The 20,387-nt window shown below is 69.7% G+C and carries 23 protein-coding genes; 7 read left to right on the forward strand and 16 right to left on the reverse strand.

Going from position 1 to position 20,387, the window contains the following annotated elements; all coding sequences use genetic code 11:
• The 14 genes from AB0F81_RS23955 to AB0F81_RS24020 all read right to left on the reverse strand — a co-directional run.
• Positions 1–434: hypothetical protein (locus AB0F81_RS23955; protein WP_360200706.1), on the reverse strand; the 434-nt coding region annotated here is incomplete at its 3' end.
• A gap of 95 nt (positions 435–529) precedes the next feature.
• Positions 530–1,507 carry a transglycosylase SLT domain-containing protein gene (locus tag AB0F81_RS23960; protein ID WP_360200707.1) on the reverse strand — a complete coding sequence of 326 codons (978 nt, stop codon included), beginning with the start codon at positions 1,505–1,507 and terminating at the stop codon, positions 530–532.
• Positions 1,504–1,992, reverse strand: a complete 489-nt coding sequence (locus AB0F81_RS23965; RefSeq protein ID WP_360200708.1) for a cell envelope biogenesis protein TolA — start codon at positions 1,990–1,992, stop codon at positions 1,504–1,506. Before AB0F81_RS23965 ends, AB0F81_RS23960 begins: the two co-directional genes overlap by 4 nt.
• A 253-nt stretch (positions 1,993–2,245) precedes the next feature.
• Positions 2,246–3,553 carry a FliI/YscN family ATPase gene (locus AB0F81_RS23970; RefSeq protein WP_360200709.1) on the reverse strand — a complete coding sequence of 436 codons (1,308 nt, stop codon included), beginning with the start codon at positions 3,551–3,553 and terminating at the stop codon, positions 2,246–2,248.
• A gap of 23 nt (positions 3,554–3,576) precedes the next feature.
• Entirely contained in the window at positions 3,577–4,248 is a 672-nt protein-coding gene (locus tag AB0F81_RS23975) for a FliH/SctL family protein (RefSeq protein WP_360200710.1), read from the reverse strand.
• Positions 4,232–5,257 (reverse strand): flagellar motor switch protein FliG, encoded by a 1,026-nt coding sequence (gene fliG, locus AB0F81_RS23980; protein ID WP_360200711.1) that lies wholly within the window; start codon positions 5,255–5,257, stop codon positions 4,232–4,234. Before fliG ends, AB0F81_RS23975 begins: the two co-directional genes overlap by 17 nt.
• A gap of 39 nt (positions 5,258–5,296) precedes the next feature.
• Positions 5,297–6,910 carry a flagellar basal-body MS-ring/collar protein FliF gene (gene fliF / locus AB0F81_RS23985; RefSeq protein WP_360200712.1) on the reverse strand — a complete coding sequence of 538 codons (1,614 nt, stop codon included), beginning with the start codon at positions 6,908–6,910 and terminating at the stop codon, positions 5,297–5,299.
• Between the two features lies 1 nt (position 6,911).
• Positions 6,912–7,247 carry a flagellar hook-basal body complex protein FliE gene (gene fliE, locus AB0F81_RS23990; RefSeq protein ID WP_360200713.1) on the reverse strand — a complete coding sequence of 112 codons (336 nt, stop codon included), beginning with the start codon at positions 7,245–7,247 and terminating at the stop codon, positions 6,912–6,914.
• Positions 7,248–7,252: 5 nt separating this feature from the next.
• The gene (locus tag AB0F81_RS23995; protein WP_360200714.1) at positions 7,253–7,645 is read right to left on the reverse strand and encodes a flagellar basal body rod C-terminal domain-containing protein; all 393 of its coding nucleotides are present in this window, start codon (positions 7,643–7,645) and stop codon (positions 7,253–7,255) included.
• Positions 7,646–7,647: 2 nt separating this feature from the next.
• On the reverse strand, positions 7,648–7,995 hold the full coding sequence (locus AB0F81_RS24000; RefSeq protein WP_360200715.1) for a flagellar basal body protein: 348 nt from the start codon (positions 7,993–7,995) through the stop codon (positions 7,648–7,650).
• A gap of 188 nt (positions 7,996–8,183) precedes the next feature.
• Positions 8,184–8,519 (reverse strand): hypothetical protein, encoded by a 336-nt coding sequence (locus AB0F81_RS24005; RefSeq protein ID WP_360200716.1) that lies wholly within the window; start codon positions 8,517–8,519, stop codon positions 8,184–8,186.
• Positions 8,516–8,890, reverse strand: coding sequence for a flagellar export chaperone FliS (gene fliS / locus AB0F81_RS24010; protein WP_360200717.1), 375 nt, complete (start codon positions 8,888–8,890; stop codon positions 8,516–8,518). The genes AB0F81_RS24005 and fliS overlap by 4 nt, the downstream gene beginning before the upstream one ends.
• Before the next feature lie 50 nt (positions 8,891–8,940).
• Positions 8,941–10,380, reverse strand: coding sequence for a flagellar filament capping protein FliD (gene fliD, locus AB0F81_RS24015; protein WP_360200718.1), 1,440 nt, complete (start codon positions 10,378–10,380; stop codon positions 8,941–8,943).
• A 130-nt stretch (positions 10,381–10,510) separates the two neighbouring features.
• On the reverse strand, positions 10,511–11,728 hold the full coding sequence (locus AB0F81_RS24020) for a flagellin (protein ID WP_360200719.1): 1,218 nt from the start codon (positions 11,726–11,728) through the stop codon (positions 10,511–10,513).
• Positions 11,729–12,011: 283 nt separating this feature from the next.
• On the opposite strand from AB0F81_RS24020, the gene AB0F81_RS24025 reads away from it, so the two are divergent.
• The 5 genes from AB0F81_RS24025 (at position 12,012) to csrA (ending at position 15,722) form a co-directional block, all read left to right on the forward strand.
• Positions 12,012–12,497, forward strand: a complete 486-nt coding sequence (locus AB0F81_RS24025) for a flagellar protein FlgN (RefSeq protein WP_196418732.1) — start codon at positions 12,012–12,014, stop codon at positions 12,495–12,497.
• On the forward strand, positions 12,497–13,963 hold the full coding sequence (gene flgK / locus AB0F81_RS24030) for a flagellar hook-associated protein FlgK (protein ID WP_360200720.1): 1,467 nt from the start codon (positions 12,497–12,499) through the stop codon (positions 13,961–13,963). The genes AB0F81_RS24025 and flgK overlap by 1 nt, the downstream gene beginning before the upstream one ends.
• Positions 13,964–13,977: 14 nt before the next feature.
• Positions 13,978–14,901 (forward strand): flagellin, encoded by a 924-nt coding sequence (locus AB0F81_RS24035; protein WP_360200721.1) that lies wholly within the window; start codon positions 13,978–13,980, stop codon positions 14,899–14,901.
• Between the two features lie 41 nt (positions 14,902–14,942).
• The gene (locus AB0F81_RS24040) at positions 14,943–15,341 is read left to right on the forward strand and encodes a flagellar assembly protein FliW (RefSeq protein WP_360200722.1); all 399 of its coding nucleotides are present in this window, start codon (positions 14,943–14,945) and stop codon (positions 15,339–15,341) included.
• Between the two features lie 138 nt (positions 15,342–15,479).
• Entirely contained in the window at positions 15,480–15,722 is a 243-nt protein-coding gene (gene csrA / locus AB0F81_RS24045) for a carbon storage regulator CsrA (RefSeq protein ID WP_360200723.1), read from the forward strand.
• A gap of 52 nt (positions 15,723–15,774) precedes the next feature.
• Here the strand turns inward: csrA and AB0F81_RS24050 are convergent, their stop codons facing one another.
• Positions 15,775–16,647, reverse strand: coding sequence for a peptidoglycan DD-metalloendopeptidase family protein (locus AB0F81_RS24050; protein WP_360200724.1), 873 nt, complete (start codon positions 16,645–16,647; stop codon positions 15,775–15,777).
• Positions 16,648–16,861: 214 nt separating this feature from the next.
• Between AB0F81_RS24050 and AB0F81_RS24055 the strand changes: the two genes are divergently transcribed.
• Both AB0F81_RS24055 and AB0F81_RS24060 read left to right on the forward strand, forming a co-directional pair.
• Positions 16,862–17,611: a hydrolase gene (locus tag AB0F81_RS24055; RefSeq protein ID WP_360200725.1), complete on the forward strand. Its 750-nt coding sequence runs from the start codon at positions 16,862–16,864 to the stop codon at positions 17,609–17,611.
• Positions 17,612–17,696: 85 nt separating this feature from the next.
• Positions 17,697–18,476 (forward strand): SRPBCC family protein, encoded by a 780-nt coding sequence (locus AB0F81_RS24060; protein ID WP_360200726.1) that lies wholly within the window; start codon positions 17,697–17,699, stop codon positions 18,474–18,476.
• 43 nt (positions 18,477–18,519) lie between these two features.
• Here AB0F81_RS24060 and AB0F81_RS24065 read toward each other — a convergent pair whose 3' ends face one another.
• Positions 18,520–20,313 (reverse strand): ATP-binding protein, encoded by a 1,794-nt coding sequence (locus AB0F81_RS24065; protein ID WP_360200727.1) that lies wholly within the window; start codon positions 20,311–20,313, stop codon positions 18,520–18,522.
• Positions 20,314–20,387 lie beyond the last annotated feature (74 nt).

A 20,387-nucleotide genomic window follows, 5' to 3' on the forward strand; every position in this document is an offset into this window, starting at 1 on the left:
TCCGCCGCGGCTCGTTCCGCGGCGGTGCGCTCGGCGGCGGCCCGCTCGGCCTGCCGGCCCGCGGTGCCGCGCTGCTCAGAAGTACGCTCCGTCGGCTTCCGGTCGCCGCGCTCCGCGGCCCGGTCGGCCGACGTGTTCCGCTGGGCGGAACCCGTCCGGTCCGCCACCGCAGCCCGGTCGACGAGAGCCCGGTCGGCCATGACCCGTCCCTTGACCGCCCGCTCCGCGAACGCCCGCTCGGCAAGCGCGCGCCCGGACAGGGCCCGGTCGGCCACGGTGCGGTCCGTACCCGGTCGATCCGCCGGGGCCGGGCCCGGCGTCTCCCGGCCCTTCTTCTCGTCGTCCGGCCGGTCCAGTTCGGCCGAGAGCGCCGAGCCGAAGTCCGCGGCGCCCTCCTCGCGTCGCCCACCCGTCCGGCGGGTGGTGTCGGCCACGGGGCGGCGATCGGGACCCGTCACAGAACTCGGCGTGGTCATGCGGTCTCCCTGCTGCTATCGGCGATGGACTCTGCTGGAGGGAAGGGGACGTCTCAGCCGCCGAGCGCGGCCAGGGCCTTCTGGACCTTCGGCACGTACGCCTGGGTCTCCGCGAACGGCGGGATGCCGTCGTACTTGTGCACCGCGCCGCCACCCGCGTTGTACGCGGCCAGGGCCAGCGGCACCGACTTGAACTCCTTCAGGTGCTTGGCGAGCAGCTTCGCCGCACCGTTCACGGCCTGCGCCGGGTCGAAGGCGTCGTCGACCCCGAGGCCACGGGCGGTGGCCGGCATCAGCTGCATGAGACCCTGCGCACCGGCCTTGCTGACCGCCCGCGGGTTGTAGCCCGACTCCACCTTCGCGACCGCGGCCAGCAGCTTCGGCGAGACGCCGTGGCGGGCGCCGGCCTGCTCGAACAGGTCCGCGTAGGGCACCCCGCTCAGGCCACCGGACGTACGCAGGCCGGCCGGGCGCAGCGCGGACATGTCCTGCACCGCGGCGGCCGGCACGCTGTCCAGGACGCGGCGGATGGCGGTCGGCTTCTCGTACACATTCTGGATCTTGACCTGGTCGCCCGGCTTGGGCGCCGCGATCATCTTGTTGTCGCCGAGGTAGATGGCGACGTGGTCGACCGGCGAGTTGAAGGCCAGGATGTCACCCGGCTTGGCCTCGGCCAGGCTCGCCACCGGGCGCCCGGCCCGGGCCTGCTGGCCCGAGCTGCGCGGCAGCTCGATGCCGAGGTCCCGGTAGGCGCGCTGGACCAGGGCGGAGCAGTCCATCCCCTTGTTCGGGTCGGTGCCGCCGAAGACGTACGGGGTGCCCAGGTACTTCTTGGCGGCCGCGACCACGGCGTCCCCGCTCGGGCCTGCGACGTTGGACGGCGCCGCGCCGGTGCGGGTCGCGTCGGCGAGCGCGGAGGCGAACTTGTTGCCCGAGGCGGTACCGGCCGGGCCGGCCGGCGCCGGGGCGAGACCGAGCTGATCCTGCAGCTCCGAGATGCGGGACAGAACCCCACTGACACCCAACGTCATGCTTCGCTCCCGTTCGGCTCGGCGACATCTGGTTCGGCGATTTCTGCGTCAGCGACACTGCCGGCGGCTTGACGTGCCTTGGAAGTGATCGCCAGCTCGTCGAGGTTGGCCTGGTCGACGCGCAGGTCGTGGGCGCGGACGGTGGCGGCGTGCCGCTCGGCCATCAACTCCACCGCCCGGCGGCGCTTCGCAGCGTCAGCCAGCGCGGCGACCCTCTCCCGCTCCACCTCTTCGGCGTCGGTGACCATCCGCTGAGCCCCGAACAGCCCGGCGGCGAGCGACTGCCGGGCCACCAGCGAGGCCACCATCGCCCGCGCGGTTCCCTCGGTCGGCGCGTCCGACCCGGTGAGCTCCAGCTGACGGCGCTTGACCAGGGCCTGGGCATCACGGATCTCGGCGCGGGACTGGATCACCGCACCGCGAGCGGCGTCCTCCTGAGCCTTGCGGGCGCGAAGCACGGGTCCGAGTCGGAACAGGCGGTTCAACGTTGGCCTCCTAGCGTGGGGCCGCGGGGCCCTCACCTGACCGCTTCGGCCCGCCCGCCGATCCGCTGAGCGCCTGCACCCGGGTTGCTACTGAGCTGGCTGGCCTTCGCTGTCGCTCGGCGGGCATTGCGCCCTTGGACGCTGACGTCGAAGGCGCCGAAAACGACCACGCTTCGCTAGTCGTTTTCGGTGCCCTCGACGTCAGCGGGCGCAATGCGTGGTGGTCGGCCAGAGCGCGGGGCCCCGGGCGGGGTCAGGTGGTGGCCAGTAGGGCGCGCAGGGCGGCCCAGGCGTCGTCGGCGGTGACTCGCTCGTCGAGATCCTGGCGGAGGAAGGCGCTGATCTGCGGCCAGGCCGCGTTGGCGCGGTCGGCGTCCGGGTTGGTGCCGGGGACGTAGGCGCCGATCTCGACCAGCTCGCGCACCTCGCGGTGGGCGGCCATCAGCCGGCGCAGCTCGGTCGCGTCGGCCCGCTGCTCCCGCGTGGTGATCTTGTTGGCGACCCGGGAGATCGAGTCGAGGGCCTGGATGCTCGGGAAGTGGCCGGCGGTGGCCAGCTTGCGGTCGAGCACGATGTGGCCGTCGAGGATCGACCGGGCGGCGTCGGCGATCGGCTCGTTGTGGTCGTCGCCCTCCACCAGCACGGTGTAGAGGCCGGTGATGCTGCCCCGGGCGCCCGGCCCGGCGCGCTCCAGCAGCGAGGCGAGCATCGCGAAGACCGAAGGCGGATATCCGCGGGTGGCCGGCGGCTCGCCGACCGACAGCCCCACCTCGCGCTGCGCCATCGCCGCACGGGTCACGCTGTCCATCATCAGCAACACGTCGGAACCCTCGTCCCGGTAGTACTCGGCGATCCGGGTGGCGACCGAGCCGGCCCGCAGCCGGACCAGCGGGGGCGTGTCCGAGGTGGCGATCACGACGACCGAGCGGGCCAGGCCCTCCGGGCCCAGGTCGTGCTCGATGAACTCGCGGACCTCCCGGCCCCGCTCACCGACCAGGGCCACCACGTTCAACTCCGCCGAGGTGCCCCGCGTGATCATGCTCATCAGGGTGGACTTGCCGACACCGGAGCCGGCGAAGATGCCGATGCGCTGACCCCGCCCGCACGGCACGAGCGTGTCGAGTACCCGTACCCCGAGGGACATCGGCTTGTCGACCAGCTGGCGCTCCATCGCCGAGGGCGGCGCCGCGTCGATCGCGACCAGCTCGCCGCGCAGCGGCGGCCCGCCGTCCATCGGACGGCCCAGGCCGTCCAGGATCCGTCCGCGCAGGTCCGGGCCGACCGCGATGCGCAGCGGCCCGCCGGTGCTCACCACCGAGGTGCCGGCGCCGATCCCGGCGATCGGGCCCAGCGGCAGGCAGGAGAGCCGATCGCCGTCGAGGGCCGCCACCTCGGCATAGACCGCCTCCGGACCGGAGCCGATCCGCAGCAGGTCGCCGACGTTCGCCTCCAGTCCGCTGACGGTGACCCGCAGCCCGACCGCGCCGGTCACCCGGCCGCTCACCAGTGGCCGGGCTGCGGCGATCGCGTTGTGCAAACGGTGCTGAAAGACGTCGGTCACCGACCGTCTCCTCAAGGCTGGGGTCAGATGCGAAGCGCCTCGTGGGCACGCGCGAGCGCGGCGGCGATGGTCGCGTCGACGGTCGCGGTGCCGGTCTCGGCGACGGCGTCACCGGGCTGCAGGCCGGGGTCGGGGCGCAGGGTGATCCGGCGGCCCTCGTGCTCGAAATCGCCGTTGGGTGCGGTGCCCACCAGCGTCTGGTAGTCCTCCGGGTGCAGGCTCACGGTCACCCCGCCGTGCTCCGGCGCGGCACTCATCGCCCGGCGCAACGCGTCGATGCCGCGCTCCGGATCGTCGCGCAGGGTGCGCCCGATGATCGCCTCGGCCAGCTCGAAGGCGCTCGCCAGCACGACCTCCTGCAGCTCGCTGAAGGTCGGCATGAGCTGGTTCTCGATCTCGGTGACCGCACGGCCGAGAGCGTTCACCGCGCTCGCGAGGGCGGCGGCGCGGCGATGGTCGTACGCCTCCTCGGCCGCGAGCGCGCGTGCCGCGGCGGCCTCCGTGGCCGCCGCGGCGTCGCGCTTGCCCTGCGCCCAGCCTTCGGCATAGCCCGTCGTACGGGCCTGCTGTCGAGCACGTTCGGTGGCCTCGTTGTCGATCGGTTCCGGATTGCGCAGGTCGACCGCGAACCGCGCGGCGGTGGCGCTCTCGGCCACCGCCCCGCGGATCACCGGCCGGTCAGGCGATGAGCTCATCGGCTTCGCCACCGCGCTGGATCTCGATCTGACCCGAGTCCTCGAGGGTGCGGATGACACCGACGATCTTGGCCTGGGACTCCTCGACCATCTTGACCTTGACCGGGCCGAGCAGGTCCATCTCCTCCAGCAGGTTCTCCCGGCCACGCTCGGAGAGGTTCTTGGTGACCTTGTCCCGCACGTTCTCCGGCACGCCCTTGAGCGCGGTGGCGAGGTCGGCCGGCTCCACCTGGCGGAGGATGAGCTGCACCGCCCGGTCCTCCAGGTTCACGATGTCCTCGAACATGAACATCCGGCGCCGGATCTCCTCGGCGAGCTCCGGGCTGCGCGCGTCCAGCGCCTCCAGGATGAGCCGCTCGGTGGTGCGGTCCGCCCGGTTGATGATGTCGACCAGCGGCTGCAGACCGCCGACCGTGGAGAGCTCGTCCGGCTGCAGCACGCTGGAGAGCTTGCGCTGCAGGGCCGTCTCCACCTGGCGGATGATGTCCGGCGAGGTCCGGTCCATGATCGCGATCCGGTGCGCGACCTCGGTCTGCACCTCCAGCGGCAGGCCGGCCAGGATCGAGGAGGCCAGGCCGGACGGGATGTGCGCGAGGACCAGGGCGATGGTCTGCGGGTGTTCGTACTGGACGTAGGAGAGCAGCTGCCGTGGGTCCGCGTTGCTGAGGAAGTTGAACGGGATGTCGTTCATCGAGGCCTCGAGCCGGTCCAGGATGAGCGCCGCCCGGTCCTTGCCGAGCGACGCCTCCAGGAGCTCCCGGGCGTAGTCCATGCCACCGGACCCGGCGTACCGGGTGGTGGCCATGGCGTAGAACTCGTCCATCACGTCGTCGACCTGAACCGGGTCGAGCTTGCCCAGCCGAGCCACCTCGGCGGACAGCATCTCGACCTCCTTCTCGGTCATGTTCGCGAGCACCTGCGCGGACTGTTCCTTGCCGAATTGGACCAGCATTATCGCGGCCTTGCGTACGCCCGTCATCGACAGCGTGGTGAGCGCGGGTGTGGTCAACGGATACTCCTCAAACGGTCGTGCTTGGTGTCAGGGAGGTCAGTGCGAGGAGTCCGCCGCCATCCAGCTGCGAATCAGCGCGGCGGTCTCGTCGGGCTTGTCCCGCACCAGGTCCTCGATCTCGCGGTGCCGTTCCTGACGGGCCTCGTCGTCGCGTCCCGCGACCTCGGCGCTCTCCAGCATGTTCACGCCGGCGATGGCCGTGGTGGCGTCCAGTTCCGCCTGACGCTGGGCCTCGAGCGCGGCCTGCATCTCCTCCAGGTGCCGGCGCTCCTCCTCGGTGAGCTGCTGACGCTTCTTGGCGCGCCGGTTCGCCCGCCAGGCCAGGAAGACCAGCGCGAGGACCACGAAGAGCAGGGCGGCCGTCTTGATCAGCGTGAGCTGCTTGGCTTCCTTCTCGGCAGCCGCCGCGGCAGCGAGCTCGTCCTTGGCCGCGTCCGCCGCGCTGGTGTCGAACGGCATCGAGGCGACCGCGATGGTGTCACCGCGGGTGGCGTCGATACCGGCCGCCGCGCTGATCAGCTGCTGCACCTGGTTGGCGTCCACCGCACCCGCGGTGGTGCTGTTCAGCAGGACCGAGACGTTGAGCCGGTCGATGCCGCCCGGCGCGTTGCGACGTACCTCCTGCACCTCGTTGAGCTGCCGGTTACGGACCTCGTTCTTGTTCGAGTACTGGCCGGAGCCGGTGCCGTTGGGGACCTGGATGTTGTCCGGGCCGAGCACTCCGCCGTTGCCGGAGCCGCTGCCCGAGTAGGTCTCGGTGTTGATGCTCTCCGACTCGGCCGGCACGGCCGGGTCGGCGCTGTACGTCTTGCTGCGCGTCTCGGTCTGGTCGAAGTCCAGCTCCGCCGTCGTGGTGACCACCGCGTTGCCCGGACCCACCAGGTTGTCCAGCATGCGCTGCAACGAGGAGTTCATCCGGTTCTGGAAGGCGACGGTCTGCTGCTCGGCGCTGTTGCTGCCGCCCGTGGCGATGGCCGCACCGCCGCCGGCGGAGAGCATCCGGCCCTCCGAGTCGGCCACCGTGACCTGGGTCGGGTCGAGACCCTCGACGCTCGAGGCGACCAGGTGCACGATCGACTGCACCTGGGGCTCTTCGAGCGGGTTGTTGGCCTTCGACGCGACCAGCACCGACGCGGTCGGCTTGCTCTGGTCGTCGGTGAAGACGTCCTCCTGCGGCATGACGAGGTGCACGGTGGCCGCCTCGACGCCGTCGATCGACTTGATCGTCTTGGCGAGCTCGCCCTCCAGCGCCCGCTGGTAGTTGGCGTGCTGCATGAAGTCGCTGGTGGTGATGCCCTGCTGGTCGAGCAGCGAGTAGCCGGTGCCCTCGTCGTTCGGCAGGCCCTCGCCGGACAGCTGGAGCCGCAGAGCGTTCACCTGGTCCCGGGGCACCAGGATGGTCTGCCCGTCGTTGGCCAGTTCGTACGACGTACCCGACTTCTGGAGCGACTCGACGATCGCGCTCGCGTCCTTGGTCGAGAGGTTGTTGAACAGAATCTGGTACGAGGGCTTGGCCGCCCAGGTGGCGAAGAAGTAGCCGCCGACCAGGATGGCGATGACGGCGAAGATCGTGACAGCCTTCTGTCCCGGTGTGAAGGACTTGAAGGTGTCCGTGACTCGGCGTACCGGAGCGGGAAGGCGGTCGGTCATGTCAGGCCTGCATCCTCATGATTTCCTGGAAAGCTTCGACGGCCTTGTTGCGGATTGCCATGGTCATTTGCAGACCGAGGGAGGCCTCGGTGGCGGCCATCGTGTACTGGGCCGGGTCCTTCAAGGTGCCGTCGGCGACCTGAACCGCCAGGTCGCTGGCCTTGGTCTGCGCTGCCTGGACGTTCTCGATGCCCTGCGCGAGCATCCCGGCGAAGTCGGCGTTGGGGCCCTTGGCCGCGGCGGTGCCGGTAGCCTCGCCGGCACCGGAGAACCAGTCGGTCCCCCCGATGCCGGCGATGCCGGAGAAACCGCCGATCGGGTTGATCGGTGAGCTCACAACACTCACTTCCCGAGGTTGATCGCAGCGGTGTAGGAGTCCCGCGCCCGGTCGACGACCGCCAGGTTGGCCTGGTACGAACGCTGGGCCATCATCATCTGGGCCATCTGGCTGCCCATGTCGATGTCCGGCCGGCGGACGTAGCCCTCGGCGTCGGCCAGCGGGTTGTCCGGCTCGTAGGCCAGCACACCCTCGGCACTGCCGAAGTGCACCCCGGCCACCTCGGCGCCGTTGCCGTCCTGCGCGGCACGTGCCTGCACGTAGCGCGCCTGGAAGGCGTTCTCCGAGGTACGGGTGGTGGTGTTGACGTTGGCGATGTTGTCGGCCACCGCGTCCAGCCACTTGCGGTAGACGGTGACGCCGGTGCCGGCTACGCCGATCGCGTTGAAGATGCTCATCCTCAGGCCCCCTTGATGGCTTCGCGCAGCGAGTTGTACTTGCCGTCCAGTGCACGGATGGTCAGCTGGTAGCGCATCGTGGTGTCGATGTGCTGCAGCGTCTCGTGGTCGAGGTTGACGTTGTTGCCGTTGAGCTTGGTCGGCTCCAGCGACTGCTGGATGCTCGGAGTAACCCCGAGCGGCGACTCGCCACGGGCTACGGCGCTGCTCAGCGCCTCCTCAAACTTGACCTTACGCGCCCGGTAGCCGGGGGTTTCGATGTTTGCGATGTTGTTGGCGATGGCGGTCTGCCGGGCCGCGAGGCCCGCGACAGCGACGCGCAGTGCGGACGACGAGCGGTCGTCGAACATAGGTTTCTCCCTAGTCGATATCCGTCATGTCGCCGATCCTTGGCTTGAAGTACTTGAGCAATCCGTGCTCGTACCATGCAGTTCGGCGTGACCGCCGATCCGCTGAGTCCCAAGCGGTTGCTGGGAGGTTGCACACGAAAACGTCCCGGACCCCCGCTCGGGGCTCCGGGACGTTCTCCCGTTCGTGATCACATGGCGCAGTCGAGGTAGACGGGGCGCTTGACCGCCTCGCCGGTCTCGATCCGGGACGTCATCGCCGACTGCTGGCGGTTGGCGGTGAGCCGCCGGGCCAGTTCCTCCGCCGCGGCGAGCTGGCGGGTCAGAATCGCGTCGGCCCGGGGGCGCAGCTCCAGCGGCAGCGCGCCGAGCTCGGTCGGCGGGCGCCACAGGTCCGACGGCGGCGTCTCGGCGAGCCGGCGCTCGTCGGCGAGCATCGTCTCGACCGCGACGACGTCCATCTCCAGCTCGTCGAGGGCGGCGGTCCAGGCCTCCCGCCAGTCCACGGCCGGCGTCGCGGTGCTCATGTCCCGGCCGCGGCGGCCTCGCGCCACGCGTCGCGCAGCGGCTCCAGCAGCTTGCGGCACCCGGCGACCCGGTCGGGATCGCGCTTGATGTTGGCGCCGATCAGCTCGGTCAGGATGAAGCCGTAGAGGTTCGCCAGTCCCGGCGCGCCGTCCCAGGCCTCCATGTCGAGGCTGCAGCGCAGCTCGATGATGATCTCCTGAGCGTGGCTGATCTTCTCGTTGGCGACCTCCCGGTCGTCGTTGCGGAACGCCTCCTCGCCCTGCATCAGGTCGAGGATCAGGCGGTCGTAGAGCATGGTCAGCAACTTGCCCGGCGAGGCGGTGTTGATCGAGTCCTGCAGGTAACGGTCACGAAGATTGGGTGCGCTCACTGGTTTTCCTCACTGATGGTCCGGTCCGGTCGGGCTGGCGCGGTGATCGGTCAGCCCAGGCCACCGAGCTGGCCGGCGAGCCAGTTGGACTGGTTCTTCAAGTTGCCGAGCGCGGTCTCGAGGTTGGTGTACTGCTTCTGCAGCGCGAGCTTGCGGGCCGCGAGGCGGGTGTCCCAGTTGCTGATCTGCGCGTTGAAGTTGTCGATCTCCTGGCGCCGTCCGAGGATGACCGAGGTGACGCTGCCCGCCTGCTTGCTGGTCTGCTCCTCGAAGTTGTCCGCCATGCCGATCACGGCTTCCTGGATCTTGGCGGGGTCGGCCTGGTAGGCGGCGACGAACTCGGAGGCCTTGAAGGACAGCTTGCCGGAGCGTTCGAGCTGGATCCCGAACTGCGAGAGGCTGCCGAAGGAGAGCGTCTTGGGGTTGGTGACCGGGTCGACCGGGGCCAGCTCGTTGAACTTCGGGTTGGCGTAGGAGAGGCCACCGCTGATCGAGCCCATGATCTTCGAGCTGAGCTCGCGCACCATGAAGTCACCGGTGAGCGGTGAGCTCTTCTTGGTGTTGGGGTCGTAGGCGGTCTGCGCGGAGACCTCCTCGAGAACCGCGTTGGCGGCGTCGACGAAGGCCTGCATCTTCTCCGCGATGCCGGCCGTGTCGATGTTGGCGCTGACCGTGACGCCGACCTCCGGCTTGGTCACCGTGACCGAGACGCCGGCGATCAGCCCGGTGAAGGTGTTGCTGCTGCTCTTGACCTCGTAGCTGCCCGGGGAGAGCGCCGGGTAGCCCGGGTCGCCCGGAAGGATGTACTCCGGCTCGCTGGGGCCGGCCAGCCGTCCGACGCGGATCTTGGCGTCCTCCGCGGCGGTCACCACGGTCGGCTCGGGCAGGACCCCGTTGGAGAGACCGGTCACCTGGAACGCGTTCTCGGTACCCGGCTTGGTGCTGCTGAGCTGCAGGACGGTGGCGCCCGTGCTGGTGGTCACGACACCGGCCCGTACGTTGAGGCCCTTGGTGCCGTTGATCGCCGCAGCGATGTCGGCCGGCTTCTTGCTCGTCCCGAGCGCTACCTCGACCGGGGCCCCGGGCGGCGTGCCGAACCGGAAGGTCAGCTTGGTTCCGTTGTTCCCGGTCGCGTCGTTGTTGCCGGCCGCGTACTCCATCGTCGCGACCTGGGCGGAGGCCGTCGAGATGACGTCGAACGTCGTGCTCCCCGCCGCCGAGTTCGTGCCACCCGTCGCGGTCGCGGTCACCGTCGTGGAACTGGAGGTCGCCTGGAGCGCCCGCCAGGTGGGGAGCTGGCCCAACGTGTCGGCGGAGCTCTTCAGCGCGCCCAGCTTGCTGTTCACGGACATGTAGGAGGCCACCGTGTTCTCGGCGGTCTGAACCTTGGTCTTGAGCCGGTTCTGCGGGGCTGCCTCGACCTGCATGAGGCTGCTGATCAGGCTGGAGGTGCTGAGACCGCTGACGAGGCCGTCGACAGAGCTGGACACGGTAGCTCGCTTTCAGTGCGGGAACTGCGGGCGGGAACTGGGAAGGGGTAGCCGGCGGGCGATCGCCGGCTACCCCTTCCTCTTCGGTTCGTTTGCGTTGCCGATTGAGTTGTGCTCGGTGGCAGTTCGGTTAGCGGAGCAGCGAGAGAACGCCCTGCGCCGACTGGTTGGCCTGGGACAGCATCGAGGTGCCGGCCTGGGTCAGGATCTGGGCGCGCGTGAACGACACCATCTCCTGCGCCATGTCGGTGTCGCGGATCCGGGACTCGGAGGCGGAGAGGTTCTCCACCGCGACGTTCAGGTTGTTGATGGTGTGCTCGAAGCGGTTCTGGATGGCACCCAGGGCCGCCCGCGAGTCGGACACCGACTGGATCGCCTTGTCCAGCGCGGTGATGGCCTTGTTCGGGCCGTCCGAGGTGGTCAGGTCCAGCGCGATGGTGCCGAGCGTGCCGGAGTTGACCGCACCGATCGAGACGCCGATGCGCTCGTTGGCGTTGGCGTTGGCGCCCACCTGGAAACGGCCGGTGTTGGTGAGGCCGGCGATGTCCGTGGTGGTGGAGGTGTCCATACCGAGGGCGGCGCCGGTGCCGGTGTCGGTCATGGCGAAGTCGCCGACACCGGTCATCTTGAACGACACCTCACCGTCGGTGCCGGTGGTGGCCGTCATGCTGACCTCGTTGCCCTGCATGCCGTTCGCCTTGAGCACCGTCGAGATCTTCTCGTTCATCGCCTTGGCGATGTCCTGGCCGCTCATGTCCGAGGTGATCTCGTTCGCGGCGAAGGTGACGGTGTTGTTCGCGCTGAGGGCGTTCCCGTCGGCCTCGGTCAGGGTGAAGCTGAAACCACCGGCCAGCGTGCTCTGCACGGTGCTGTCGGAAAGGTCGACCGATCCGGTGCTGGCCATCTGCTTGGTGGCGCCGAAGGTGCCGTCGAGCAGCTTTGCCTTGCCGAAGGAGGTCGTGCTGCCGATCCGGTCGAGCTCGGCGTTGAGCTGCTTCATCTCCTTGTTGGCGGCGTCCTTGGCGTCGGCGTCCATGGCACCGCTGTTGGACGTCTGCACCGACAGGTCGCGCATACGCTGCAGGATCGAGGTGACCTCGTTGAGCGAGCCCTCAGCGGTCTGGGCGACGCTCACGCCGTCCTGGGTGTTACGAACGGCAGTCTTGAGGCCGCCGATCTGCGAGCGCAGGCCCTCGGAGATCGAGAGGCCGGCCGCGTCGTCCGCCGCCCGGTTGATGCGGAAACCGCTGGAGAGCTTCTCCAGCGACTTCGCCATCTGGTTGTCCGTCACCGACAGGTTCCGGTAGGCGTTCTGCGCGGCGATGTTCTGGTTGATGCGAAGACCCATTGGGGTGATTCCTCCTTGATCGGGGTCTGACTCGGCCCGTCCGTAGGCCGTGGTGTTACGCCCCATCCATTCGGCTGGTCGCCGAGAGGCCATGAGGATTCTCTGAGATTTTTTCGGTCTTTTCGGGCGAACCGAAGAAAGCGCCGCCCCCAGTCCGTCTTTGGGTGGGCAGCTGGGGCGATCGTCGGAAACCGCTCAGCGGCACGGCGGATGTGCCGACCTGTCCGAATGAGCGGGCCTGCCGAGGGGGTGAGCCCGACCCAGCGATACGACGGAGGACCGGGTGAGCCTGACCGACCTGGCCAGCGTCCTGTGGCGTTCACGTGAGCTGCTCGAGATGCTGCTGTTCAAGCTTGAGGAGGAGCAGCTGCTCCTCGCGTCCAACCGGTCACGCTGGCTCAGCCACGCCACTCGCGAGGTGGAGGTGGTACTGGATCAGATCCGGCAGACGGAGGTGATCCGCGCCGCCTACGCGCAGGAGGTCGCCGTCGAACTCGGTCTGTCGCCGGACGCCTCGCTCGGTGAGCTCGCGGACGCGGCACCCGATCCCTGGTCGGACCTGTTGCACCAGCACCGCAAGGCGTTCCTCATGCTGACGTCGGAGATCCGGGCCCTGGCCGACGTCAATCGTGACCTGCTCACCGCGGGGCAGCGTGCGGCTCGCGAAACCATGCTCGCGTTCGCCGAGACTGTGGAAACGTACGGACCGCAGGGCCAGACCGTCAGCGGCGCCGTGCGGCGCCCCACTCTGGTTGATGAGGCGATCTGATGGGCAGCACATTCAGCGGACTCAACACCGCACTCACTTCTCTTTACGCACAGCGCCGGGGCCTGGACGTCACGGGCCAGAACATCGCGAACGCCAGCACCGAGGGTTACACCCGGCAGCGCGTGGTCATGCACGCGCAGAACGCCAACCTGGTGCCCGGCATCTACGCGACCACCGACGCGGTCGGCAGCGGCGTCACCGTCTCCTCGGTGGAGCGGATGCGCAACACGGCGCTCGACCATCGCAGCTACACCGAGCACGCCAACTCGGCCTACCACAACGCGCGGGCCGGGGCGTACGGGCTGATCGAGGACGTCTTCGCGGAGCCGAGCGACACCGCGCTGCAGGCCCGCCTGCAGGACATGTGGGACGGCTGGAACACCGTCGCCGCGAACCCCGACAAGGCCGCGCCGAAGGCCGCCCTGATCGAGCAGGCCACCACGGTCGCGGCCACGCTGAACGACGCGGCCGGGGCTCTGAACAGCCAGTACAAGTCGACCCGGGCCGGCCTGGAGACGTACGTCGGCGACGTGAACAAGGCCGCCGAGGCGGTGGCGAAGCTGAACAAGGAGATCGTCATCGCCACCCAGGCCGGTCTGCAGGCTAACGAGCTGCAGGACCAGCGGGCCCAGCAGATCCTCAAGCTCTCCGAGCTGGTCGGCGCCACGGCGACTGACACGCCCGACGGCGGGGTCAACGTCTATGTCGGCAGCGCCCAGCTGGTCAGTGACTTCTCCGCCCGGACCATCGAGGTTCGGCCCCACGGGGCCACCCGGCTCGAGGACCTCGCCACCGTCGACGTGAACCTGGACTGGGCCGACACGAAGGGACCGGTCAGCGCGGGCGGAACCCTGGGCGCCTCGATGGAACTGCTCGCCCGTGGCGGCACGCTGCAGACCATCTCCCAGCGCCTGGACACGGTGGCGACGAAGCTGGCTGACTCGGTGAACGCGGTCTACGCCGGCGGCACCAGCGCGGACGGCACCGTCCACGCTGGAGGGTTCGCGATGGACGGCACGCACGGCGACCCGTTCTTCGTCCGGATCGACTCCTCCGCGCCGCTCTCCGCCGCGAACATCAAGGTCGGTGTCACCGACCCGGAAAAGCTTGCCGTCTCGTCGGGTGACCCGTCCGGCAACTCGGTGCCGAAGATCCTGGACGGCGTCGTGGCCGACGACCTGTCCGAGCTGGCCACGTCCCGGACCGACGCCGACGCCGAGTATCAGGCGCTCATCGGCGACCTGGGTGTCTCCGCGCAGTCCGCGATCCGCCGGCGCGACATCCAGAACTCGGTGACCGACCAGGTGGACGCCGCGCGGGACGCGGAGTCCGGGGTGAACCTCGACGAGGAGATGACCAACCTGCTGACCTACCAGCGGGGTTACGAGGCGGCCTCCCGGGTGCTCACCACCATCGACTCGATGCTCGACCAGTTGATCAACAGGACCGGGCTGGTCGGTAGGTAAGGGGAGTTCAGTCAATGAGTAGCCCACGGGTCACCGAAAGCAGTGTGCGCACCCGGACGATGGCGAGCCTGCAACGAAATCTCGCCCGGACCCAGACCGCGCAGGATCAGATCTCCAGTGGCAAGCAATTACATCGCCCGTCGGATTCGCCGACCGGCACGGTGACCGCACTGCAGTTGCGCGGCGAGATACGCGCGAACAAGAAGTACTCCACCAATGCCGACGACGCGATGGGCCGGCTCGGCATGGTGCAGGACACCCTGCAGAGTGCGACCACGCTGATCGCCAAGGTTCGCGACCTGACGGTCGCGGCCGCCAGTTCCGGCTCCAGCAGCACACCGGAGGCGAACCGGGCCCGCGCCCAGGAGATCGAGCAGATCAAAGGAACGCTGCTTCAGTACGCCAACGCGAAGTACCTGGACCGGCCGGTCTTCGGTGGTGCCACGGCTGACCCGGCCGCCTACGATGCCGCGTCCGGCGGCTACATCGGGGAGGAGAACGGCCAGGTTCTCCGGGCCATCGGGCCGAACGCGAAGGTCCGGGTCGACGTACGCGGCCCGGAGGTATTCGGCACCGACAAGAACGCGGACGGGACCGACAACGAGGCACAGCTGTTTCGGGTCCTGGACAGCCTGACAGACGCCATGCGGGGAGGAGATGAGGCCTCTATCACCAAGGGTCTGGAGAACTTGGATAAAGCGTCCAATCTCCTGACTTCCACTCTTTCGGACGTAGGCGCCCGATACAATCGGGTTACCCAGATGAAGCAGTCCGCTGAGGATCGCTTGATGTCCGTGTCGTCGCAGCTTTCCGATATCGAGGATGTCGACCTGCCGAAGGCGATCATGGAATTGCAGCTCCAGCAGACCTCGTATCAGGCCGCCCTGGCCGCCACGGCCAAGGTGATCCAGCCCTCGCTCATCGATTTCCTGAGGTGACCATGACTACTCGCACCGCATCCCGACCGATTGAGTCCACCATGACCGACCCGTCGCTGGGTCTGCCGACCATCTCGATGGCGGTGCCCATGCCCGGGTTCCCGGCTCACCGGGAATTCGTTCTGGTGCGGCTCAACGAAGAAGGCCTGCTCTACGCCTTCACGTCGCTCGACAACCCGGAGCTGCGCTTTCTGGTCGCGCCGCCCGAGCCGTTCTTCCCGGACTACGCCCCGGAGATCGAGAACGAGGTGTTCGCCGCGCTGAACACCAAGGACCCGGACCGCCTGCTGCTGCTCACGGTGATCACCGCGGGCACCGAGGAGACCACCGCGAACCTCCTCGCGCCGATCGTCGTCGACCGGGACAGCATGCGAGCCATGCAGGTCGTTCTCACCGGGTCGAACTTCCCGGTCCGAGCGATCATGAATCGCAACTTCTGACCCTCCATTGAGGCTTTTTCAACGCGGCCAGGGCAGCAGCGTTGGCCGGTTGAAAAGGGTTCACTGCAGGCGCGGCCGTGTTTCCTCGCGGCCGCGCCTTTGCCATGCTGTCCGTTCCATGGATGGAGGAGGGCACCGATGCTTGTGTTGACCCGGCGGGCCGGGGAGAGCGTGATGATCGGGGACGACGTCGTCATCACGGTGCTCGAAGCCCGCGGCGACGTCATCCGGCTGGGCATTCAGGCTCCTCGCGACGTGCAGGTGCATCGTGAAGAGGTGTACCGCGAGCTTCAGGACGCGAACCGGGCGGCTGCCTCGCCCACCGAGGATGCCGTCCACGCACTGACCAGAATGCTGGAGAAGTCCGACTCGGACGAGTGAAAAGAACGCCCGCCGCCGGTCGCGGCGGGCGTTCTCCGTCCGAAGGGGAATCTCAGAGCTGCACGCCGCGGGCGCGCAGGAACGCGATCGGGTCGACCGCGTTGGCGTGGGTTGCCGGCGCCGCGTCCACGTGCACCTCGAAGTGCAGGTGCGGCCCGGACGACGAGCCGGACGTGCCGACGTGGCCGAGCAGCTGACCGAGGGCCACCGTCTGCCCCACCGTGACCACCGGGCGGCGGACCATGTGGCAGTACCGGGTGACGATGCCGCCGGCGTGCTGGACCTCGACGTACCAGCCGCAGCCCCGGAGGGTGCGGTTGCCGTCGACGTCGCAGGTGCCGGACGAGACGTTGCAGACCACCCGGATCACGGTGCCGGCCGCGGCCGCCAGGATCGGGGTGTCGCGCTTGGCGGACAGGTCGACGCCGTCGTGCGCCGGGCGGGCCACGGTGCGAAATCCGCTGACCATTCCGGCACTCACCGGCAGGCCCCAGCGCTCACCCTTGACCGGTGCCGGAATCCTCGGCGCCGGGTCCGGCGCCGGAGGGCGGGACGCGACCGGCGCCGGCGCGCACGCCGGGATCTTGGCGGCCGACCGTACGACGTACGCGTCGGACACGTACGCGCCGTTGGCCAGCCGGTTCCACAGGTTCGTGGTCCGCACCGTGCCGGTGATCCGTTGCGCGGTGACCTGGCAGACGATCCACACCTTCGCGCCGTTGGCGACGGAGCCGAACCGCTCGGCCGCCGCGGACGGGGTGCGCCGCAGGTTGAGCCGCGTCCCACCGGTCTGGGCGGTCCCGGTGAAGGTGGGTACCTTGCCGGCGGCAGCCGCCGGTGCGGAGACCGCGGGCAGCAGTGGACTCAGCAGGCTCGCGGCAGCCGCGGCCGCCAGCACGGTACGGCCCTGATGTCGAACCTTCATGCCTTCCCTTCCCGGCACGCGGGTGCGTGCGCGCGTACCGGAAAGGTTGACGGGCGACGGATGCCGGTCCCGGTGCCCGTCGAGTGCGGAACGGTTGCCGAAGTCGCGGCGCAGGACGCACCTCACCCGCACCCGCTGCTGACCCCGGAGACAACGTGGGGACCGCAGTCTTCTCCTCGGACGGATATCCCGTCCCTTCATCAGGGGAGCGAGTGTGGGCGCAGAGCGCGAAGCAGTCATCGGTGGCGGTGCGGTCGGTACCGCCTCGGCGCTGGATCTGACGGTGGATGCCCATGTGCACACCGGTTTCGCGGCCGGCCGGGACGCCGTCGGTGTGGTGGTCTCGGCGGCTGACCGGGCCGGCCTCACCGCCCTCACCTTCGCGGACCAGGCCGGGCCGGACACCACCTGGCTCACCGCGTACGCCGACGCCGTGCGCCGGGCCCGGCACCGCACCGAGCTGCGGCTGCGCGTCGCCGCCGAGGTGGAGGTCGTCCGCCCGGACGGCTGGCTCGCCCTGCCGCCCGACCTGACCCAGCTGGACACGCTCTCGGTCGCGGTCTCCGCCCTGCCGTTCGGCGACGAGCTGCTTGACGCCCGGGAGATCCGGTCGCGGCTGACCGCCGGCCAGGTGACCGCCGAGCAGGTCGCCGAGGCGCTGGTGCTGGTGACCGTGCGGGGCATCGAGCGGGCCTCCCGCTACGTGCCGTCGCAGCTGGCCCGCCCGCTCGCGCTGCTGACCCAGGCCGGCATCGACGACACCGTGATCAGCCCGGCGCTGGTCGGCGAGCTGACCGCGGCGTGCCGGACGACCGGGACGGTGGTGGAGATCAGCGAGGCCTGGCGCAGCCCGTCGGTGCGGCTGGTGGAGATGCTGCGCGACGCCGGGGTGCCCGTGCTCCCCGCGAGCGACGCCCGGTACGCCGCCGAGGTGGGCCGCTGGCAGTACCTTCGCCGATTCTGAAACCGCGTCTCCGCGAAACCGAACACGACTTGCGTTCGTCTCCGTACTCTCTGTCATGCCGGGACTTCTGCATGGGAGAGTTGCGATGAGTATGGTTCAGCAGGCTATCGAGGTCAGCGCACCGGTGCACACGGTGTACGAGCAGCTCGCGGCATTCGAGAACTACCCGCGTTTCATGACCGGCGTCCGTCAGGTGACCTCGATCGGGGCCGACCAGACGCACTGGATCATGGACGTCGACGGGAAGCGCCGCGAGTTCGACGCCCAGATCATCGAGCGGTCGCCGGACGAGCGCGTCTCCTGGTCGACGATGGAGGGGCCGCTGCTCGCCGAGACGATCACGCTGCGCCCGATGGGGGAGACGAAAACCCAGGTCGTGGCCCAACTGGAAGCCGACATCGCGTTCCTCATGCCGAGTGACCGGCACGGGCAGGAGTCGCTGAACCGCCGCCTCAAGGCCGACCTGACCACGTTCAAGGGCCTGGTCGAGAGCGGCGTGCTGGGCGGGCGCCCGATGCCGACCGGCGCGAGCGCAAAGCGGCTGTTCCCGGCCTCGCCGGCATCCGTTGCCGCGCGCATCCGCAACCGGCCCAGCACCTCGCAGCCGGGTCCCGGCGCGGGCTGGGACACCGGCGCGGCCGACCTCGGCAACGCCGACCCGACCGGCACCCGCCTCACCGACAACCCGCTGCACAGCGCGCCGACCTCGGCGGACCTGAAGACGCCGTCCGCCGTACGAGGTGCCCAAGATCTTGAGCGCGACATGCGCTCCGGTGGCGTGGCCGGCAGCGCCCGGATGGGCGGCCGCACCGGCAACGCCGACATGTGGGGCGAAGGCATGATCAACGAGGAGGAGCGCGGTTGACACCGCGCACGAAACAGAGGCCGGCCTTCGGGCCGGCCTTTTGCTATGCGGGCGCGGTCTCCAGCGTGACCAGCAGGCGGGCACCGCGGGGTACGGCGTGCTCGTAGCGAACCGAGCCGCCGTTCGCCTCGACCAGGTGCCGGACGATGAACAGGCCGAGACCCGCGCCCCGGATGAACCGGCCGAAGAGGTTGGGCAGCAGGTCCTCGGGAATCCCGGTGCCGCTGTCCTGCACCACCAGCAGCACGGTGCCGGCGTCCTGCCGGTCGGCCTGCACGTGGATCGGCGGCGCCCCGTGGCCCAGCGCGTTCTTCAGCAGGTTCTCCACCACGACGGTCAGGTGGCCGCGGTCGGCGAGCGCGGTCAGGTCCTCGTCGATCGCGATCTCGACGTCGCCCTCGGCCGCGGTCGTGGCGCTGACCGTCTCCACCACCTCGAGCAGCGGGACCGGCACCCGGCGGGCGGTCACCGTGCCGGTGTCCAGCCGGAAGAGCAACTGGAGGTCGTTCATCATCTTGATCAGCCGGCGGGTGTTCTTGTCGATCTTCGTGGCCAGCTCCAGCCGGATGTCCTCCGGCAGGTCGGCCCAGTCCGCGCAGAGCAGCTCGGCGAGGCTGGCGATCGAGCTGATCGGCTGTGCCACGTCGTGGGTGAGCATCGACGTCAGGTCGTTCTTAAAGGCGAGGGCCGCGGCGAGTTCCGCGTTGCCGCGTTCCAGCTCGGCGGCGTGCTCGGTGAGCGCGGTCTCGGCCTGTTTGCGGGCCCCGATGTCGACGCAGGTGGCGACGTAACCGCGGGGTGCGCCGGCAGCGTCCGGGATGGCGGCCATGGTGGCCAGCACCGGCACCTCGGTGCCGTCGGCGCGGGGGATGGACCAGTCCTGGCCGGTGCCGGGCGGGGGCAGCGGCGGCGGCTCGCGGACGGCGTCGTCGTGCCCGGTCAGCTCGCGCCACCGCCGGTTCACGTCGATCACCCGGTAGTTGGCGTCGAGCACCATGACGGCCTCGTTCATCGACTGCAGCAGGGTCTGGGCGAAATCCTGCCGGTCGCGCAGTTCGGCGAGCAGGTGACGCTGCCGCCGGTCGGCGCGGTCGAGGGTGCGGACCAGGTAGGCGAGCAGTGCCAGCAGCGCGAGCGCGGCGAGGATCACGCCGGTGCTCACCGCGGCGGCCGGCCGGCTGATCCCGGTCCGCACCGCGAACGCGCTGACCAGCGCGGCGATGAGGGGCGTGGCGATCAGAGCGGGGGCCAGCCGGCGTACGGCGATGCGCGGCCCCGAGTCGTCGAGGGTGCGCAACGGCCCCGTCTCGGGCCGGGCCAGGATGGTGCCGGTCGCCAGCAGCAGCAGCGCGCCGGCCAGCGGCAGCGGCATCACGCTGTCGGGTTCACCGCCGGCCGGAAAGGTCGGGGCGAACAGCCGGGGGACCAGGGCGACCAGCGCGATCGTGGCGGCGCCCAGCAGCAGCGGGTCGGCGACCCGGAACGAGACGATGCCGGCGCGGCGGGGCAGGCGCAGGTCGAGACAGGCGAGGGCCAGCCCGGCGAGGAGCGTGGCCACCGCCGCGGCGGGATGAACGCCCAGGGCGGCGCCGCCGAGACCGGCCGCGGTCAGCGCGAGGAGCGCCGCCATGGTGGAACGGGCCCGTGCGGACCGCGCGCCGGAGACCGGCATCACCTGGAGGAGGAGGGCGATCCCGGCCGGAACGAGCGCTGCCGCCGGGTCGGGGATCACCCCGCCCGACGGTGCACCGTCATTGAGCGTGCGCGTGTCCAGGACGCCGAGGACGGCGACCGTGACGCCGGCGCACCCGGCGATCAGCCGGGACAGCCTGCCCACGCCATGCGCCGCGATATGCACATATACCCCCAAGACGTGAGGGAAAGAGCATAACGCGGCTTACCGGAACGGGC

Origin of the sequence: Actinoplanes sp. NPDC024001 (assembly GCF_040638955.1) — a bacterium.
Classification (GTDB): Bacteria; Actinomycetota; Actinomycetes; order Mycobacteriales; family Micromonosporaceae; genus Actinoplanes.

Excerpts from the sequence above, each read along its gene's own strand:
- AB0F81_RS23960 (WP_360200707.1), bottom strand. The coding sequence starts at position 1,507 with ATGACGTTGGGTGTCAGTGGGGTTCTGTCCCGCATCTCGGAGCTGCAG.
- AB0F81_RS23975 (WP_360200710.1), bottom strand. The coding sequence starts at position 4,248 with ATGAGCTCATCGCCTGACCGGCCGGTGATCCGCGGGGCGGTGGCCGAG.
- fliF (WP_360200712.1), bottom strand. The coding sequence starts at position 6,910 with ATGACCGACCGCCTTCCCGCTCCGGTACGCCGAGTCACGGACACCTTC.
- AB0F81_RS23995 (WP_360200714.1), bottom strand. The coding sequence starts at position 7,645 with ATGAGCATCTTCAACGCGATCGGCGTAGCCGGCACCGGCGTCACCGTC.
- AB0F81_RS24000 (WP_360200715.1), bottom strand. The coding sequence starts at position 7,995 with ATGTTCGACGACCGCTCGTCGTCCGCACTGCGCGTCGCTGTCGCGGGC.
- AB0F81_RS24005 (WP_360200716.1), bottom strand. The coding sequence starts at position 8,519 with ATGAGCACCGCGACGCCGGCCGTGGACTGGCGGGAGGCCTGGACCGCC.
- AB0F81_RS24020 (WP_360200719.1), bottom strand. The coding sequence starts at position 11,728 with ATGGGTCTTCGCATCAACCAGAACATCGCCGCGCAGAACGCCTACCGG.
- flgK (WP_360200720.1), top strand. The coding sequence starts at position 12,497 with ATGGGCAGCACATTCAGCGGACTCAACACCGCACTCACTTCTCTTTAC.
- AB0F81_RS24035 (WP_360200721.1), top strand. The coding sequence starts at position 13,978 with ATGAGTAGCCCACGGGTCACCGAAAGCAGTGTGCGCACCCGGACGATG.
- AB0F81_RS24040 (WP_360200722.1), top strand. The coding sequence starts at position 14,943 with ATGACCGACCCGTCGCTGGGTCTGCCGACCATCTCGATGGCGGTGCCC.
- csrA (WP_360200723.1), top strand. The coding sequence starts at position 15,480 with ATGCTTGTGTTGACCCGGCGGGCCGGGGAGAGCGTGATGATCGGGGAC.
- AB0F81_RS24050 (WP_360200724.1), bottom strand. The coding sequence starts at position 16,647 with ATGAAGGTTCGACATCAGGGCCGTACCGTGCTGGCGGCCGCGGCTGCC.
- AB0F81_RS24060 (WP_360200726.1), top strand. The coding sequence starts at position 17,697 with ATGAGTATGGTTCAGCAGGCTATCGAGGTCAGCGCACCGGTGCACACG.